The organism is Leucobacter faecis, from assembly GCF_054456635.2.
The window spans coordinates 128,594-145,204 of record NZ_JBTJEP020000008.1 but is presented as its reverse complement, the minus strand read 5'-3'; the positions used below and the strand labels follow the sequence as shown (position 1 = coordinate 145,204).

At 65.9% G+C, this 16,611-nt stretch carries 16 protein-coding genes; 4 read left to right on the top strand and 12 right to left on the bottom strand.

Annotated features, from left to right (window positions below):
- Positions 1 to 232 precede the first annotated feature (232 nt).
- From hpf to truB, 11 genes are all read right to left on the bottom strand, one after another.
- Positions 233 to 862, bottom strand: a complete 630-nt coding sequence (gene hpf, locus ACXR2T_RS08625) for a ribosome hibernation-promoting factor, HPF/YfiA family (protein WP_458811946.1) — start codon at positions 860 to 862, stop codon at positions 233 to 235.
- A gap of 94 nt (positions 863 to 956) precedes the next feature.
- Positions 957 to 1,694: a ComF family protein gene (locus ACXR2T_RS08620; protein ID WP_458838398.1), complete on the bottom strand. Its 738-nt coding sequence runs from the start codon at positions 1,692 to 1,694 to the stop codon at positions 957 to 959.
- Positions 1,695 to 1,760: 66 nt separating this feature from the next.
- Complete coding sequence (locus ACXR2T_RS08615; protein ID WP_458838397.1) at positions 1,761 to 3,437, bottom strand: LpqB family beta-propeller domain-containing protein; 1,677 nt, start codon at positions 3,435 to 3,437, stop codon at positions 1,761 to 1,763.
- Entirely contained in the window at positions 3,434 to 5,122 is a 1,689-nt protein-coding gene (mtrB, locus tag ACXR2T_RS08610) for an MtrAB system histidine kinase MtrB (RefSeq protein WP_458838396.1), read from the bottom strand. The genes ACXR2T_RS08615 and mtrB overlap by 4 nt, the downstream gene beginning before the upstream one ends.
- A 5-nt stretch (positions 5,123 to 5,127) precedes the next feature.
- Positions 5,128 to 5,811 carry an MtrAB system response regulator MtrA gene (mtrA, locus tag ACXR2T_RS08605; protein ID WP_458811958.1) on the bottom strand — a complete coding sequence of 228 codons (684 nt, stop codon included), beginning with the start codon at positions 5,809 to 5,811 and terminating at the stop codon, positions 5,128 to 5,130.
- Positions 5,812 to 5,869: 58 nt separating this feature from the next.
- Positions 5,870 to 6,322: a metallopeptidase family protein gene (locus ACXR2T_RS08600; protein WP_458811961.1), complete on the bottom strand. Its 453-nt coding sequence runs from the start codon at positions 6,320 to 6,322 to the stop codon at positions 5,870 to 5,872.
- Positions 6,323 to 6,340: 18 nt separating this feature from the next.
- Positions 6,341 to 7,732 carry a DUF5719 family protein gene (locus ACXR2T_RS08595; RefSeq protein WP_458838395.1) on the bottom strand — a complete coding sequence of 464 codons (1,392 nt, stop codon included), beginning with the start codon at positions 7,730 to 7,732 and terminating at the stop codon, positions 6,341 to 6,343.
- The gene (locus ACXR2T_RS08590) at positions 7,729 to 10,626 is read right to left on the bottom strand and encodes a glycosyltransferase (RefSeq protein ID WP_458838394.1); all 2,898 of its coding nucleotides are present in this window, start codon (positions 10,624 to 10,626) and stop codon (positions 7,729 to 7,731) included. Before ACXR2T_RS08590 ends, ACXR2T_RS08595 begins: the two co-directional genes overlap by 4 nt.
- Positions 10,627 to 10,755: 129 nt before the next feature.
- Positions 10,756 to 11,106 carry a WhiB family transcriptional regulator gene (locus ACXR2T_RS08585; RefSeq protein ID WP_458838399.1) on the bottom strand — a complete coding sequence of 117 codons (351 nt, stop codon included), beginning with the start codon at positions 11,104 to 11,106 and terminating at the stop codon, positions 10,756 to 10,758.
- Between the two features lie 112 nt (positions 11,107 to 11,218).
- On the bottom strand, positions 11,219 to 11,575 hold the full coding sequence (locus ACXR2T_RS08580) for a hypothetical protein (protein WP_458838393.1): 357 nt from the start codon (positions 11,573 to 11,575) through the stop codon (positions 11,219 to 11,221).
- Positions 11,572 to 12,528 carry a tRNA pseudouridine(55) synthase TruB gene (gene truB, locus ACXR2T_RS08575; RefSeq protein WP_458838392.1) on the bottom strand — a complete coding sequence of 319 codons (957 nt, stop codon included), beginning with the start codon at positions 12,526 to 12,528 and terminating at the stop codon, positions 11,572 to 11,574. Before truB ends, ACXR2T_RS08580 begins: the two co-directional genes overlap by 4 nt.
- Before the next feature lie 91 nt (positions 12,529 to 12,619).
- Here truB and ACXR2T_RS08570 point away from each other — a divergent pair, with 91 nt between their 5' ends.
- Positions 12,620 to 13,075, top strand: a complete 456-nt coding sequence (locus tag ACXR2T_RS08570) for a DUF2871 domain-containing protein (protein ID WP_458811979.1) — start codon at positions 12,620 to 12,622, stop codon at positions 13,073 to 13,075.
- Between the two features lie 10 nt (positions 13,076 to 13,085).
- Positions 13,086 to 13,970, top strand: a complete 885-nt coding sequence (locus tag ACXR2T_RS08565) for an HhH-GPD family protein (protein WP_458838391.1) — start codon at positions 13,086 to 13,088, stop codon at positions 13,968 to 13,970.
- A gap of 16 nt (positions 13,971 to 13,986) precedes the next feature.
- Here the strand turns inward: ACXR2T_RS08565 and rbfA are convergent, their stop codons facing one another.
- Positions 13,987 to 14,421, bottom strand: coding sequence for a 30S ribosome-binding factor RbfA (gene rbfA / locus ACXR2T_RS08560; protein ID WP_458811985.1), 435 nt, complete (start codon positions 14,419 to 14,421; stop codon positions 13,987 to 13,989).
- A 159-nt stretch (positions 14,422 to 14,580) separates the two neighbouring features.
- Between rbfA and ACXR2T_RS08555 the strand changes: the two genes are divergently transcribed.
- Positions 14,581 to 15,219, top strand: a complete 639-nt coding sequence (locus ACXR2T_RS08555) for a DUF805 domain-containing protein (protein ID WP_458811988.1) — start codon at positions 14,581 to 14,583, stop codon at positions 15,217 to 15,219.
- 118 nt (positions 15,220 to 15,337) lie between these two features.
- Complete coding sequence (locus ACXR2T_RS08550; protein ID WP_458838390.1) at positions 15,338 to 16,225, top strand: DUF805 domain-containing protein; 888 nt, start codon at positions 15,338 to 15,340, stop codon at positions 16,223 to 16,225.
- The last annotated feature ends 386 nt before the right edge of the window (positions 16,226 to 16,611 follow it).

Genomic DNA, 16,611 nt, shown 5'->3' with positions numbered 1-16,611 from the left:
CCCCACCCCGCCCCCCCACCACCCCCCCCCCCCCCCCCCCCCCCCCCCACCCCCCCCCCCCCCCCCCCCCCCCCCCCCCCCCCACGCCCCCTTTGCCAGAGGAGTCGATCTTCGGTGCAACGGATGCGGGGCAAAAGCCGCATTCGCCTGGGCATAAAAAACGGGGGCGGTCCGAAGACCGCCCCCGCCCCGGGGTTGGACGCGCGTCACAACCCGGGCACGTTCACATCTGCTACTCGCTGAGCGAGATCACGCCGTAGTTCCACCCCTTGCGGCGGTAGACGACGCTCGGCTTGCCCGTCTCGACCTCGATGAAGAGGAAGAAGTCGTGGCCGACGAGCTCCATCTGGTCGACCGCGTCCTCGGTAGTGAGGCGCTCGGCCGGAAACTCCTTTGAGCGAATCACGACGGGGTTGTACTGCTCGTCGGGGGCTTCGCCCGTTACGACAGGCACGGCGCCCGTCGCCACCGCTTCGAGGACTTCAAGCGGCGCCGGCGTAACGTCGACCATGTCGAACCCTGCCGTAGCTGCGTCACCCAGTGAGGTGCGGCCGCGGCCGCGGCGATCTGCTCGACGGTCCTTGAGACGACGAATGCGCTCGAGCACTCGGCCATACGCGATATCGAAGGCGGTGTACTTGTCGCCGCCGACCGACTCTGCGCGAATCACCGGTCCCGGTCCGATGAGCGTGATCTCAACGACATCACCGTGCTGCGGGCTGCGATCGCTCTGGCGCGACACGCGCACCTCGAACTTCTGAGCCTTGGGCAGCAGGCCAGCCACCTTCTCCGACTTTGTGCCGACATAGTCTTCAAAACGATCCGTGATACCGACGTTCTTGCCGCGGATGTGCACGTCCATGGTGACCTCCCAAATGACTCAGGCGGGTGGGCCGATCTAGCGCACCGTTACGCCTTTCACGAATGCTACTCCACCAGACGCACCGCGTGCCACCCTAAGTATTCTCGGGCGTTCCCTCGTACGCCACGGCGGCCAACACTGCGACCGCGACTACCCGCGCCCCTGCGGCCGTGAGCACGTCGCACGCCGCCCGCACCGTCGCTCCCGTCGTCAAGATGTCGTCGACCACGATCACGTCTCTGCCGCGCACGACGTCAAGAAACTCGTGCCGCACGGCCACGCGCGCCGCGTTTTGCACGCGTGCCGCCGCTTCGAGGCCCACCTGCCCGCGTCGCCCGCGGGCAGGCCGCAGCGCACGCACGTGTCGCGCCGGATCCGGAACGGATTGCAGGGCGACCTTGAGTGCCGTCTCGACGTGGCGAAATCCACGCGCTCGCACCCGCGCCGCGCGTGAGGGCGCCGCGACGATGAGCGGGGGCGATGACGCGTGCCGCAGGGCGGCCGCGAGCGGGTGCGCAAGTTGCGCACCCAGTGGCCGCGCAAAACCGGCACGGCCACCGTGCTTGTAGGCGACCAGCGTCTCGCGCAGCACGCCAAGGTAGGGCCCACGCGCGTAGGCGGGCACCCGCGCGAGGGTACTTTCAATAGTGAACGGCCGCGCGCTCGCGAGCTCTTCTCGGCAGGTATGACACAGCGCGCGATCGGCCGCTCCGCAGCCGGCGCAGGCGACAGGCCACACGAGCGCGGCAAGGTCGGGCAGCAGGTCGCGTGCGACCCAGCTTGCCGCGAAGCGTGCCCGAGCGCGTGCCCAGGCCTCAAGCGCTCTCCTCATGTTCCCAGTGTGCCCAGCACGTGACGCGAGCGGGGCGCACTCGAGAAATCTGTGGATAACCTGTCGCTACCCCCGCTTTGCGAGCAGTTCGATCTCGTCGTCGCCCCGCTGCCACCCGGCCGCCTGTGGGGCATACAGCTCGCCGCTGTCGCTGAGCACGCGCAGCTGCGGGCGGGCGCCGCCACCCGAGACCAGCACGCCTCCCGGCACAGATCCCTGCGCTTCGTCGAACCGCCCCGGGCCGCCACTGGTCACCTTAGTTGTCGAGCTGTCTCGTGACAGCACCGCCCAGCGTGCCCCACCCACCCAGTCGAAGTCGACGGGGTCACCGGTCACCCACATCGCGGTCTCAGCGGTGTCTGTCGTGCGCACGGGCGCCCCGGCTTCGTCACGCACAATACCGGCGAGCAGTAGCTGCGCGCCGTGCTCGCTGTCCACGAGCGCTGCGATGCGCGCGCCGTCGGGGGCGAGCCGCACCGCCGTGACCTCGAGCCCCTCAAGCCACGGCGTCACAATCGAGATGGGAGTACCGTCTGCTCCCGTGGCCAGCAGCTGCCCCTTGGGCGTGGCTGTCCACAGGTACCCGAACAGATCGATCGACGGGGCGAGTTGCTTCGCTCGGCCGTCAGCCAGCTCAGCGCTGTCGACGTCGAGCAGTGTCACCCCCTGATCGCCGAGCACGGCCACGCGCGTGCCGTCGAGAGACAGACTGATGGCACGCGGGCGCAGCGCTTCAACGCGGTCGGCGAACCCCTGCATCGGCACAAACTCACCCGCCGAAAGCTCACCCAGCTCGCCGTCCACAAGCACCGCGGGAACACCGACTTCTTTCACCTGTCTGGGGTCGATGCCGCCGCCTCGCTCGCGCAGCGGCGTGCCTTCTACCAGCAGCTCAAAGCCGTTCACGCCGGGTATGCCCTGCAGGCTGTACTTGAGCTGCTGGCGTATCGCCGCAATTTCTTGCGGGTTCGCTTCGAGTAGCTCGGGGCTCATATCAATGCGTGCGCGACCGTCGACGACGGGCACTGACTTTGAGATCAGCGACGTACCGGCGGGAAACCCGCTCTTAAAGCTCTCACGCATTCCCTCCGTCGGCCCCGCCACGAGCGCGGTGACCACCTCGGTCGGCAGCGCGGCTCGCGCGATGAACCATCGCGTTTGCGGCACCAGCACCCGGCTCGCGCCCACGAAGTACAGCTGCTGTTCAGTCCAGATCGACAAAAACGTGCTCTTGTCGAGAATGATGCCGCTCGGCGCCGATGAAATACGCCACTGACCACCGACCCGATCAAACTCAAACCGCATGCCCGTTGCGGGCCCCGGTTCGACCGGCAGCATCTGACCGGCAGCATCGATCTTCGCGGTCGCGCTCAGCGACAGCACCCCCGCCGTGTCCCCGTCGGCACGAAACGTTCGCGCGCCCTCATCGACCAGCACCCCGTAATACGGGTCCCACTGCGCGGCGTAGTCGTTGGCGAGAAACTCACGCGCCACCGCGTAGTTGTCTGCGCTCGACACCGCGGCCGCTACAAACCCGCGCGCCACGTCCTCTTGACTCGCGTCGATCTCTGGCCCGGCCGCTGTGAACTGGTAGTACTGCTCGGCCTGTTCGAGGTCGGTGAGGCCCACCTCGACCTTCCCAGCTCCCGGGATCGCTGCGCACCCGGCAAGCGCGGTCGTAAGCGCCGCGACCGCCGCGAGGCACATGATCCGGATCTTTCGAAGCTGTCGTTTCGTGCTCACTGTCGCTTCTCCCTTCGGATCAGGCGTGCCGGGCGTTTGAGCCAGCGGCTCGTGACCGTCGAATCGGTTTCTGTGGCGATGTAGCCCTCAGGTATCAGCGGGAGCGGCGAGACGAAGCTGTTGACGGCGTCGCCGCGGGGCAGGGTCAGCCTAAAGTTTGTGCCCTCGCCCAGTCGTGACCAGACCTCGAGCAGCCCGCCGTGCACGGCAGCGTCTTCTTGTGCGATCGCGAGCCCGAGCCCCGTGCCGCCGAGCGTACGTTTGCGTGACGGGTCAGCGCGCCAGAACCGGTCAAACACGTGCACGGTCTGTTCTTCAGACATGCCGATGCCGGTGTCGCGCACGGTCACCGCGACAGCGGTCGCGTTTGAGTCCATAGTCACGATGATCGGCTCGCCCTCGCCGTGTTCAATCGCATTGCCGATCAGGTTTGACACGATGCGATGCATGCGGCGCGGGTCAACGTCGATGGGCGCGTAGCCGCCGACCGCGTTCACCGTGATCTCGCCGGGCGAGAGTGGGCGCAGCGCGTCAGCGACTCCTTCGACCAGTTTCACGAGGTTAGTGGGTTCCGTTTCGACCGTCACCCGCCCCGCGTCATAGCGCGAGATTTCGAGCAGGTCTTCCAGCAGCGATTCGAAGCGTTCAACCTGCGTGCCGAGCACCTCAATTGCCCGCTGCTGCCCGGGCGCGAGCCCGCCCGATCCGGCCTCGAGCACTTCACTCGCGAGCCTAATGGTGGTGAGCGGCGTGCGTAGTTCGTGCGACACGTCTGACACGAATCGCTGCTGCATCTCAGACAGTTGATCGAGTTCGTGGATGCGCGACTGCAGTGTGTCTGCCATGTTGTTGAAGCCTTCAGACAGCACGTCGAAGTGTTCGTCGTTCTGCCGCGGCATGCGCGCCCGCGCCTCGCCCGCGGCCAGCCGGCGGCTCGTGTCTGCCGCCGCTCTGATCGGGCGAAACACGATGCGTGAGATGATCCACACGAGAATGCCGATGAATGCCATCATTACTGCGGCGGTCGCGAGCAGCGTGCGCTGCACGAAATCGAGCGTGTCTTGGGTGTCGGCGAGGCTGTACCCGATGAACAGGTCGTAGTCGCCTGCCCCGGCCGGAAACGTGAGCGTCGACGCCACAATGATGCCCGGCGCGGGTACGCCATTTTCGCCCACAAACGTGACCGCTTGCCACAGCTGCGGTTCGTCACCGTTCGCGACGGCGGCCGATAGTTCGCTCGTGACCGCGTCGGGCAGCATGTCGTTGGTGCGTGACGCGGTGGGGGCGTCGGGAAACGCTGGCTGCCCGGGCTGCCTGCGCAGGTAGACCAGCTGACTCGAGGAGGTGTCTTGCACCGTACGGCGTACCGTCGCAGACAGCGTCGACAGGCTGCCCCGGTCTGAGGCGTCGATCTGCCGCTGCGCCGCGAGTGTGGCGCGAGCCGAGTCCTGTAGCGCTTGGTCGCGGCGCGACGAGTACAGGTCGTCGCTCACGCTCGTCACAATGAACACGCCCGCCACGAGAATCGTGAACCCGGTTACAAGCCCCGTCACCGTCATCGTGCGCAGCATCAACGACCTGCGCCACTTCGCTCGAAACGGGCCGAGCACCGGGTGTGTCAGCTTCACCCAGCGCAGCCGCCACCTGCGCAGCGTGCGTTGCACGCGGTTGCGGCTCGCGGGCACGACGACTACGCCGTTTGGGCGCCGGCGCGGTAGCCGACGCCGCGCACCGTGGCCACGATGGTGGGGTGATCGGGGTCTTGCTCGATCTTGGCGCGCAGGCGCTGCACGTGCACGTTGACGAGCCGCGTGTCGGCTTTGTACTGGTAACCCCACACCTTTTCGAGCAGCACCTCACGCGTGAACACCTGCTGCGGTTTGCGCGCGAGAATGGCGAGCAGATCAAACTCGAGCGGAGTCAGCGAAATCGGTTGGTTACCCCGGCGTACTTCGTGTGCTGACACGTCGATCGTGAGATCACCAATGCGCAGCGTCTCGCTCGCTTCTTGCTGCGGTTCACGCAGCCGCGCACGTATGCGGGCGATCAGCTCGACCGACTTGAACGGCTTCACGACATAATCGTCGGCGCCCGCTTCGAGCCCGCGCACCACGTCGCGGGTGTCGGTGCGCGCCGTGAGCATGATGATGGGCACACCCGACTCTGTGCGAATGCGCTCGCACACTTCAATGCCGTCTAGCCCGGGCAGCATCACGTCGAGCAACACCAGGTCGGGTTTCATGCTGCGAAACAGCTCGACCGCGTCGGTGCCGTCTGCAGCGTGCTCGGTTTCGAAACCCTCGGCCTGCAACGCCATGCTCAGCATTTCGGCGAGTGCCCTGTCGTCATCAACCACCAAGATGCGCGCGCTCATGAGTCCCATTATGGCTGTAATCCAGTGAAACCGGTGAACGTGAGCGCGTGGGCGCGGCTCAGTAGTGCTCGAAGTGGCCGGGCAAGAGCTCCCACGGCTCGCGCCCGAGGTACTCGCACACGGCCTGATACACGCAGTGCTGCACAAAATACCGGCGGTGTTCGTCGTCGTTCACGTGCAGCCCGCGAGCCCGCTGAATGGGCATCCGAAACATCATGATCGTGCTTGTGCTGCGGTCGATGGAGTAGAGCAAAGGAAACTTGCTCTCGCCCTTTTGCCCGGGAGCCGTCTGAAATCCGATGCGCACCCCGCGTAGTTCTTCAGGAAAGTGGGACTGCAGCAGGTGCACCGCACCGCGCGCGTCGGCCTCGAATCGGTTGAACCGGCTGTGCGGGTTCGGCAGCGTGGGGCCGGTAATTGACGACCTAATGGGCCTTCGTTCATGCCGTCTGCTCACCGACGAACGCGATGCGCTGGCGCGCTCGCTCCCAGATTTCTTGCGACCAAACATATGTTGCAGTCTACGCCGCTACCTGGTGTATACGGTCAGCGTGCCGTCGCGCTGGCTCGGCGGCAGCACAGGGTAGGCTGCAATGTTTGCGCCCTCGAGATACCGCACACCGGCGTACACGTCGCCCGTAGCGCTGAGCTCGGCGCCCGCGGGCACCTTGACGGCCTTCGCTTGGCCGGCAGACAGTTTGCTCACCGACTCCTTACCCTTTGCATCGGTGACGGTCACCTCGACCGATCCCTCCCCCGGGTGCACCACGAACACTTCGCCGCCAGAGACGACGGGAACGGCGACTTGCTCGCCCTCGGCGATTCGCGGGGCGGGGGTAAACCATTCGTAGTCGTGGTCTGCGCCCTTTTGCGCGGCCCCGAGCGCAGCCGCCACGACGGGCACGGTTGATGTCATCTCGATGGCAGCAGCCCCCTCGGGCCAGGTCGTCACGAGCAGCTCGCCCACGGCGCCCGCCTGCAGTTCGATCTCGCCGAGCGCGGTCAGGTGGCCCTTCGCGTCGAGCGCGCGCACCGAGGCGGTGCCGCTTTCACCGCCCGGCGCGAACGCGCGCACGGTAACCGGGTACGGGTCGCCCTCGCCCGCATCGCTCGGCACGTCGGGGTCTGCCGGCGCGTTCGCCACGCCCACGATCACAAGTTCGGTGTCGGGTACCGCCTGCCGGTCGACAGAAGACACGCCAAACGACTCGAGTCCCACGCGGTGCCCCACGCTGAGCGCGGCGGTGACGGGCGCACCCGTGCTTGTGACGCGCACCGCGAGCCGGGCGCGGTCGGGGGCGTACCCGTTGAGCGACACCGTGTGCTGCGTGCCCGGCGCCACGATCACGCCCGCCGTTTGCACCGCGTCGACCTCGCCTGCCTCGTCAAACACGGTCACTTGCACGGTCGCGGGCACCAGACCGGGGTTGCCGATTGTAAGCGTGGTTGTTACGCCCAGGCTCGTCGCACCCCCTATGAGCCACTGTTCATTGAGCGGTTCGGCGCACGCGCTCGCGACGGCTCCACGCAGGGTTTCGGTCGATACCTGCTGCAGCTGCGCGGCCGCGATCGAAGCCTCTCCGCTCGCGGTAAACACCTGCGGCAGCCCCGGCTCACCCACGGCGCGAGCGAGCGTACGGCCCTCTGCTTCGGCCCCCGCATACGCGATCTCGGGAGCCCCGGTGGGCAGCGCGACATCTGGCTGCGCCGGATCAGCACCAAGCTCAGCAAAACCGCCATCGCACACGAGAGTGCGGGCCGTATTGTGTGTCGTGTCTGCCGTGAGCGCGAGCGGCTGTCGCTCCACCGTGGGAGCGTCGTACAGCCCCACGAGCACGACCGCACCCGCGGCGGCAGCAACCACGAGGGCCCCCACCGACGCCCGAATTCCTACGGCGAGCCGGGTCTTTGCGTGCGTCATGAGCGCTTCCTCACTTTGGCGGCGCGCGGTTGTTTGCGGCGCTTCTCGGGCCGCCACGTAACCTCACCTGTGGGCAGGGCGAGCAGCAGCATACCCAGCAGCACGACGATCTGGCCGAGCCAGATGGTGTGGCCGCTGATCGAAGTGCCGTCGAGCTGCTCGGTGCTGTCGCCCGGCACCTCGCCCGCTGCACGCGAGTCCGTCACCCGCCACAGCAGCCCCTGATCGGTAAGATTCGACGTGGCAAGCGCCGCATTTTGGTCGAACACGCGCTGGAGTTGTGCGCGCTCCACGTCGTCGCCGCCGTTCCCCAGCAGCACAAACCCGATGTGTGCTTCGCGCAGGGCGTCGCTCATGTCGGCGCCCCCCTCGCTCGCAAGCCCGGCGGTGATGTCTGCCACGGCCAGATCCTCTTCGGTTGCCTCGGGCGCTTCGGGGGCCGATCGAATCTGGTCGAGCCGCTCCCCCGATCCGGTCACGAGCGCAGCCTGCACCGTGTGCGGGGCCTTCGCTTTGAGCACGAGCGTGCGCACGCCGGGGTCGGTTTCGCCCGCGGCGCGCACGATGGCCGGCATCTGGGTTGATCCGGCAGCGAAAGGCACCTGGCCTGTCGTGAGCTGCGCGCCGAGCGGCAGGATCGCAATGACCGCTCCCACGAGCGCGAGCGAAGCCGCGGGAGTTGCGGCGCGGCGCAGCGCCGTAGCGCCGAGGCCCGCGAGACCGAGCACCGACAGCCAGTAGACCGTGAGGCCAGATCCCGCCCACAGCGCGACCGCGGTGTCGCCCAGCACGACGAGCCGGAGGTGGTCAGCCGCGAGCGCGGTGATCATGCCGAGGCCGCCCGTGAGCGTAAGAAACACGGTCGATTTGACCTGTGCGGTGACGGCGCCCGCGACCGCGAGCACCGCGATGGGGGCGAGCATGAGCCCGACAAGCAGCGTTGCGGGGGGCCCGCCAAAGCCAAAGCCGTCGAGCAGTTCACCCCAGCCCTCGAGCCCAAACTGGGCGAAACCGAGCAACATGTGCCAGGTCGTGCCCGGGGTGTAGTTCTGTGTGACACCCGGGTCAATGAGCAGGTCGAGCGCGCGCCCCTCGATCACGCAGATCGCGATTTTGGGGGCGAACAGTACGAGCGGCACGATCGCTGTCGTGAGCACGCGTGCGATCCCGCGCGCCGAGATCACAAGCCCGGCGACAAGCATAACCACCGCGGCGGGCAGCAGCGTGGGCGCTGCCGCAAGCGCGATGCCAGCGAGCATAGAAGCCGTGCCCGCCCAGCTCCACGATTCCCTGCAGCGCGACGCCGCGAGCAGCAGCCAGGGCAGCACGATCGCGAGAATCAGGCTGGGCAGTCGTCCCGAGGCGAGCGCGCCGAGCACGACAGGGCTCAACGCGTACCCGAGCGCTACGAGCGCGCGGCCCGCCTTCGACTCAGTAAGCCCGGCAGCCCAAATCCAAGCGCCCAGCGCAGCAAGCGGCACCGCCACAATGAGCAGCAGCACGACCGCGTGTGAAGGGTTCCAGAACGTGAGCGTCCCCACGAGGGCGAGCACCCACGTGAACGGGTCTGCGGCGACGCCGTCGACAATGCGCGTGTTCCACCACAACTCGCCAAACGAGCTGAGCGGCAGCAGTCCGCCACCCACGAGACTCGTGCGGGGCAGCGCCCACCAGGTGAGCGCGATCGCAGCCACCACGGCGGCCGTTACGACGGCAAGCCCTCCCGAGGAAATGAAGTGCAGCTCTCGCCGCAGCCGACCGGTTGAGGCGAGCACGGCTTCGCGGTCGATCATGCGCGCGGTGCGCACGGACTTTGGGTCGATACGCAGCCCGCGTATCGCACCCCAGCCCACCTTCGACCCGCGCCCCAGCCTGCGACGTGAAGCGATGAGCGCGTGTGGCTTGAAAAACACGGTGAACGCGGCCACGAACTCGCCCAACATGTGGCCCGGCTGTTCACGAATCAGCGCCCACAGCACGCGCACGAGCCCATACAACGGTAGGCCCAGCCACTCGAGAAACGCGACGGGTGCGGGTGCGTACGTGATGCGTCGGTGCAGGTGCGAGGCGCGCGCCTGTCGATGCGCCGCGCGCATCACGCCCGCACTGCGGTCAATGCGGGGACCCGCGACGCCGCTGCGCGCAAACCTTACCCGCGCTTCTGGTGCGACTTCAACGCGGTGACCCGCGAGCCGCGCGCGCACGCAAAAGTCAAGTCCGTCGTCATACACGGGTAGCGCTGCGTCAAAACCGCCAAGCTCGGCCCACACGTCGCGGCGCACGAGCATGCCCACTGGGCCCACGCCCATGACGTCTTGGAGGTGATCGTACTGCTGTTGATCAAGTTCTTGCCGCCGCAGCATCCAGCGCGCACCGTAGCGGGTGAGGCTCTGGCCGAGCTCGATGATGCGATCTGGGGCGTCCCAGTCGACGATCTTGGGGCCGGCGACCACCACTGAGGGTGCACGCTGCACGCGACCCAGCATCGCCTGCAGCGCTTCTGGCTCGGGGCATGAGTCTTCACTCAAGAACCAGAACCATTCGTTAGCGACATTGGGGTCGCCGTTCGCGGCTGTGCCTGGCTGCTCGTCTGGCTGCAGGCCGCCGTGAATCGGCTCGATCGCGGTGCCGTCAGACACCGGCAGCGTGGGACCCTCCCCGATCGAAGCGACCGCCTGCGCGATGGCGCGCCCAAACGATACCCGCTGGTTGATGCCGATCACCCGGTCTGCGCCGCTATCAAGCAGCTGCGCGGCGAGTTCACTGCCGCCGCCGTTATTCACCGCAATGATCGCTGCGGGGGCCGCTTGTTGCGCGGCTATCCCAGCGATGGTCTCTTCGAGCCATGTACCGCCCCGCTGGGCGACCAGAATGGCGGTTACTCTCGTGCGCATAGTCGGGCCCAGTCTAGGGGGATCTTGGTGTGTGCGTGCTGAAGCCATGCCGTCATGTGCTTCGAATGTGTTCACGCGACCGTCACGTCGCGCTCGGTGCGATCGACGTGATCGGTGCGGTTGACGCGGTCACACCGCGTCGCGGCGCAGTTTGCGACGCTCTCGCTCAGACAGCCCGCCCCAGATGCCAAACCGCTCGTCGTTTTCAAGGGCGTACGTGAGGCATTCAGAGCGCACTTCGCAACTGTCGCAGATGCGCTTAGCTTCGCGCGTCGACCCACCCTTTTCAGGGAAGAAGGCTTCGGGGTCGGTCTGCGCGCACAGCGCGTCGGCCTGCCACGCGAGTGCTTCATCGGCCTGCGGCACCCCCGGAACACCGAGGTACACGGGGTCTACAAACCAGTTACTGGGAACCGGCGCGTGCGGTGATTCACTCAACGGGCGCTCCTTTCTGGTTCGGCGCAATGCGTCACACCCCATAATTACACCGGTGTGATTCGCGCAAGTCAAGCCGAGAATTGTAAACCCTCAAGGATTGATTGAGAGCGCAAGACACACCATCGTGTCTGAAACGTGTATTGAGCAGGTAAAGCTACCCCCAAATCACGAGCATGCGATAGGTCATCACAGCCACCGACAGGTGCAGCACAGCCAGCACAATATTCGCCCAGCGAGTGCGGTCCACGAGCGCCCAAAACCCGCCGCCAAACGGTAGCGCAGCCGCGACGATCAGGTACATCCAGAACTCGAGCGGGTCCCCCACTGCGGTATTACCCGTGAAAGGCGCCACAATACTAATGACAATCTGGGCGACTAGCAGCAGCCCCACGACGAGCGTCGCCCCCATTGTGTAGTCATTGGGGGCGCGCTTTCGTGCCGCCTGCACACCGCACACCGCAGCGCCCAGCGCCGCCACCGCGATGATGGCAATCGCAAACCAGGTGATCACGCGCGCTCCTCCTGCCACGGAAAGTTGGTGACGACGCGGGTGCGGCCGCGCTTAACCTCAATCAGCCCGACGAGGCGCCCGTCGGGCGCGATAGCCGCCACGAGCCCGGCGTCGGCGCAGCGTGACGCCTCAACCTCGAAGCGCTTGCCATGCCCCAGGTCGCGCGTCTCGTCTGCTGTCATCTCGAGCACGGGAAACAGTTTGCGAGCAATATCGGCGGGCGACTCGAGTACCCGCACGCTGCCTTCCACGAGCTCAGCAATCGGCGTGCTTCCCTCAACCTGAAACGGGCCCACCTCGGTGCGCCTGAGCGCGATGAGGTGCCCGCCGATGCCCAGGTCCGCGCCCAGGTCGCGTGCCAGCGCGCGAATATACGTGCCCGTCGAGCACCGCACGGTCGCATCAATATCGATCACGGTGACGCCATCATCGGTTTGTGAGAGCCTTGCCGGCCCCGCCTCAAAAGCGTGAATCGTGACGGGCCGCGCCTTCAGCTCTACGTTCTCCCCCGCTCGCACCCGATCATAGGCTCGCAGCCCATCGACCTTAATCGCACTCACCGCGCTCGGTGACTGCTCGATGGGGCCCGTCAGGCGCGCGATCGCCGCGGCAATGAGATCCGGATCAGCCGCGACCCGGGCCACATCGGCCGCGCCCGCGGTTTCGAGCCGGCCGCCCTCGCGGTCGTCGGTGACGGTCGTGATGCCGAGCCGGATCGTCGTCGTGTAGGTCTTGTCGAGCCCAACGAGGTGCGTGAGCAGTCGCGTCGCGGGCCCCGCACCGAGCACGAGCAGGCCCGTCGCCATCGGGTCGAGCGTGCCCGCGTGACCCACCTTGCGCGTGCCCAGCGTGCGCCGAGCCTTCGCGACGACGTCGTGGCTCGTCCAGTCGGGGGCCTTGTCTATGAACACGATCGCGCCCTGCGGCGGCAGTTTTACGGGGTCATTCAGCACCCCTCCAGCCTACCCGGGCGAAACTTGCGAACCCGTGGATCTCACCCTTTTGGGCGATGCCCGCTGCCGCGGTGTGTCGGAGTCTAGAACCATGAAGAATCCACTCAACCATTTGCTCGGCTCAGCCTTCGCCTACGCGATCGTGGGCGTCTTGTCTGGACTGTTTTATCGCGAACTCACGAAAGCCGTCGGCTTCCCTGAGGGTGCATTCACCCAGCTCGGACTCGCCCACACTCACCTGCTCGTGCTCGGTTTCATTCCTTTCTTAATCTTCTTGGCCCTTGAGCGTCTCTTCACGATGTCGCATGCACGTACCAGCTATCGCTGGTTCTTGGGGCTCTACCACGCGGGACTCATTGTTACAGCGGGCATGTTGATCACCCACGGCACGCTCACCGTGCTCGGACTCGAATCAAACGCAATGATCGCGGGCATCGCAGGCATTGGACACATTTTACTCACCGCCGCGTTCGTGATGCTGTTCGTGGTACTGCGAGCGGCGGTGAAGCGGGCTCCCGCACCTGCCGCAGCCTCGCAGGCCTCGTAGACTGGCCTGGATGGATCAAAACGAGTTTGCGGGCGCACTGAACGGCTGGTTCACGGCTTCGGCCCGCGACCTGCCGTGGCGCAGCCCTGACACCACGGCGTGGGGCGTGCTGGTGTCGGAGTTCATGCTGCAGCAAACCCAGGTCGACCGTGTAAGACCCAGGTGGCTCGAGTGGATGGCGCGCTGGCCGACCCCCTCTGCGCTTGCTGCCGCCGAACCCGGTGACGCAGTACGCGCGTGGGGGCGACTCGGGTACCCCCGTCGCGCGCTCTGGTTACACCGCGCCGCCTGTCAGATCGCTTCTGAGTACGACGACGAGGTTCCCGCCGACGTCGACGCGCTCCTGTCACTGACCGGGATCGGTCCGTACACAGCGCGCGCCGTCGCCGCGTTCGCGTTCGGTGACAGGCATCCCGTCGTCGATACGAACACGCGCAGGGTAATCGCACGCGCCGTGCACGGCCGCGCCGCGGCCGGGATGCCCGCCCCCGCTGATCTCGAGGATATGGCGGCCTTACTACCCGTTGATCCGGAGCGAGCGGCCGTATTCAACGCGGCCGCGATGGAGCTGGGAGCCGTGATCTGCACCGCCCGTGCCCCGGGTTGCGCAAGCTGCCCCGTGGCGGCCTGGTGCGAGTGGCGCGGTGCCGGGTACCCCGATAACGCGCCTTTGAAGCGCCCACGACAGGCGAAGTTCGAGGGCAGCGATCGGCAGGTGCGCGGGCGCATCATGGCACTCCTGCGCGAGCGGGCGGGCGCGGTGCCCGTGGCGGCCGTGCTCGACGCGGCACGCGAAGGCGGCGTGCGCGACGAGAAACAGCCCCGCCGCGCCTACGACTCGCTCAAAGCCGACGGGCTGCTGATCGAGTTCGAAGGCACCGCGAGGCTGCCGTAGTTCTTGGCTACGTGCGCTATTCGCCCAACTCTTCGTCGCGGGGCTTCACGTATGGGTCGGCCTCGCCAGCGTAGTTGGCGTTTGAAGCCAGTGCGGCAGCGGCCTCGTCACGACGTTTAGCCTCTGCGAGTAGGTCGTTCATGTGCTGCGCTGTCTCGGGCAGCTCGTCGTGAATGAACTCGAGCGTGGGCGTGAGCCGCGTGCCGAGCTGTTTGCCAACCTCGCTACGCATCATGCCAGTGGCGGCCTTGAGCGCGGCAGCTGAACCGGCTTGGGCTTCTTCGTCGCCATAGACGGTGTAGAACACGCTCGCGTGCTGCAGATCGCCCGTGACGCGAACCTCGGTGATTGTGACAAAGCCGAGCCGCGGATCGCGCAGCCCCTTATCGAGACGCCTCGCAATGATCTGCTGAATGCGCTCGGCGACCTTTCCGGCCCGTGGATTACTCATACCCCAAGGTTACCGTGCCGCGCCCCGGTTTATATTTTCTTCGCGGCGCACTACCCCCACCCCCTACGCTTGTAGTTAACTGCACTCAGCACAGTTAGACACCATCGGCTCAAGTTTTTCGCACACGCGAGGGCGCGAGTCCTCTACAAGGAGAAGCGAATGACGATTCCTGTACCGCCCGAAGGCAACGAAGGACCCCAGCAGCCGCAGCCGCCCGTGCAGCCGCAGGCACCGCAAGCGCCGCAGTACCAGGCGGCCCCCGTTCAGCCGCAGGCTCCCGTTCAGCCGCAGGCTCCTGCAGCGCCTCAGTATCAGGCGGCTCCCGGGTACCAGCAGCAGGCACCCCAGTTCCAGCAGCAGTACCAACAGGCGGGCCCCTACGGCGCTGCTGGCCCCGGCGAACCCTTCAACGGCGCAAGCACAGTAGATGACCTTGGCCGCCCGCTGTACGGCGCATCATTCGGGCAAGCCATCTCGCGGTTCTTCAAGAACTACGCCACCTTCTCGGGTCGCGCATCGCGCAGCGAGTACTGGTGGGCTGCACTCTTCACTGCGCTCATCGCCATCGTCCCGTCGATTCTCGCCGCAGCACTGCCCATCGTTGGCATCATCTTGCTCGTCATTGTTGGCCTCGGAACCATCATTCCAAGCCTCGCGATCACCTGGCGTCGTCTACACGATGCCAACTTCGCTGGTCCGTTCTACTTCTTGAGCCTCACGTACATCGGCTCGATTGTGGTGCTCGTGTTCCTGCTGCTTCCCTCGAAGCCTGAGGGGCGGAGGTTCGACCGCATCTAAGTCACGTCGGATCGCTTTAGCGTCAAAGCCAAAGCCCGTACGCTTAGAGGTAGTCACCGCAAGATAACGTGGCTCAACTACACCGAGCAGCGGTGTTGGGCCTGGAACGGAGAAACACATGACCATCCCACAGCCGCCCGAGGGGAGCGTGCCTGGGCAGCCCGAGCACGGGACCCCGCAGCAGCCCCCCACGTCTCAGGCTCCCCAAGGTCCTCCGCAGCTGTCGCGAGAGCAGCTTGAGGCTCAATACAACGGCCAGGGTGCCGAGCCTCAGCAGCCGGCAGCGCCGCAGTACCAACAGCCCGCCCAGCCGCAATACCAGCAGCCGCAGCAGCCGCCCCAGTACCAGCAGCAGCCCACACAGCCGCAGGCGCCGCAGTACCAGCAGCAGTATCAGCAACCGGCTCAGCCGCAGTACCAGCAGGCAGCGTACCAGCAGCAGTACCCGCAGTACCAGGCGCAGCAGCCGCAGTACCAGGCGCAGCAGCCGCAGGGGTTTGCCTACGGTGCGCCGGGCCCCGGCGAGCCGTTTGACGGAACAACCGACCCAGAAGATCTCACTCGTCCGCTTTACGGTGCGAGCTTTGGCCAAGCCATTCGACGCTTCTTCAAGAACTACGTGAACTTCAAGGGCCGAGCCTCACGCAGTGAGTACTGGTGGGTTCAGCTGTTCTACGGCCTCGTTATGCTCGTGCCTGGGATCTTCTATTTTATTGGTCTGCTTATGGTCGTTAGTGACCCATACGCGTTCTACGGCGGGCCTTCGGGCATCGGCTTCGTGATGTTACTCATTAGCGGCATTCTCTTCTTCGGCTTCAGTTTGGCTATTCTGTTGCCGGCACTCGGGCTCGCGTGGCGCAGGCTGCACGACGGCAACTTCGCCGGCCCAATGTACTTCTTGTCGTTCATTCCTTATGTTGGGAGTCTGATTATGATCGTCTTCATGATTCTCCCGTCAAAGCCCGAGGGGCGCCGGTTCGACGAGGTCAACATCGTGCGCTACTAACGCGTAGCGTCTCACCGCCACGAAGCCGCGGTGCAACGTGAAGGCCGGTCAGTTTTACATAAACTGACCGGCCTTTGCGTTTGCCGTGCGGGCGCTGACGTTGCTCATTACGAGATGAGCTGTCTGCCGGCATTCAAACGGCACGAACCAGGTCACACGCAGGAGCCAAAAACATCGTGCGGCCAAAAGTGGGTGTTATCAGGTCTGATAACACCCACTTTTAGCCGCACGCCCTCTTTGCCAGATGAATCGATCTTCGGTGCAACGGATGCGGGGGAAAGCCTCATTCGCCTGGGATATTGCCCCAAAGCCTCGACATGTGCACTGCACGCCAGCATTAACGTGGCACGAGTCAGGAGTGAAGTCGACCCGCGCACGGTTCGAAG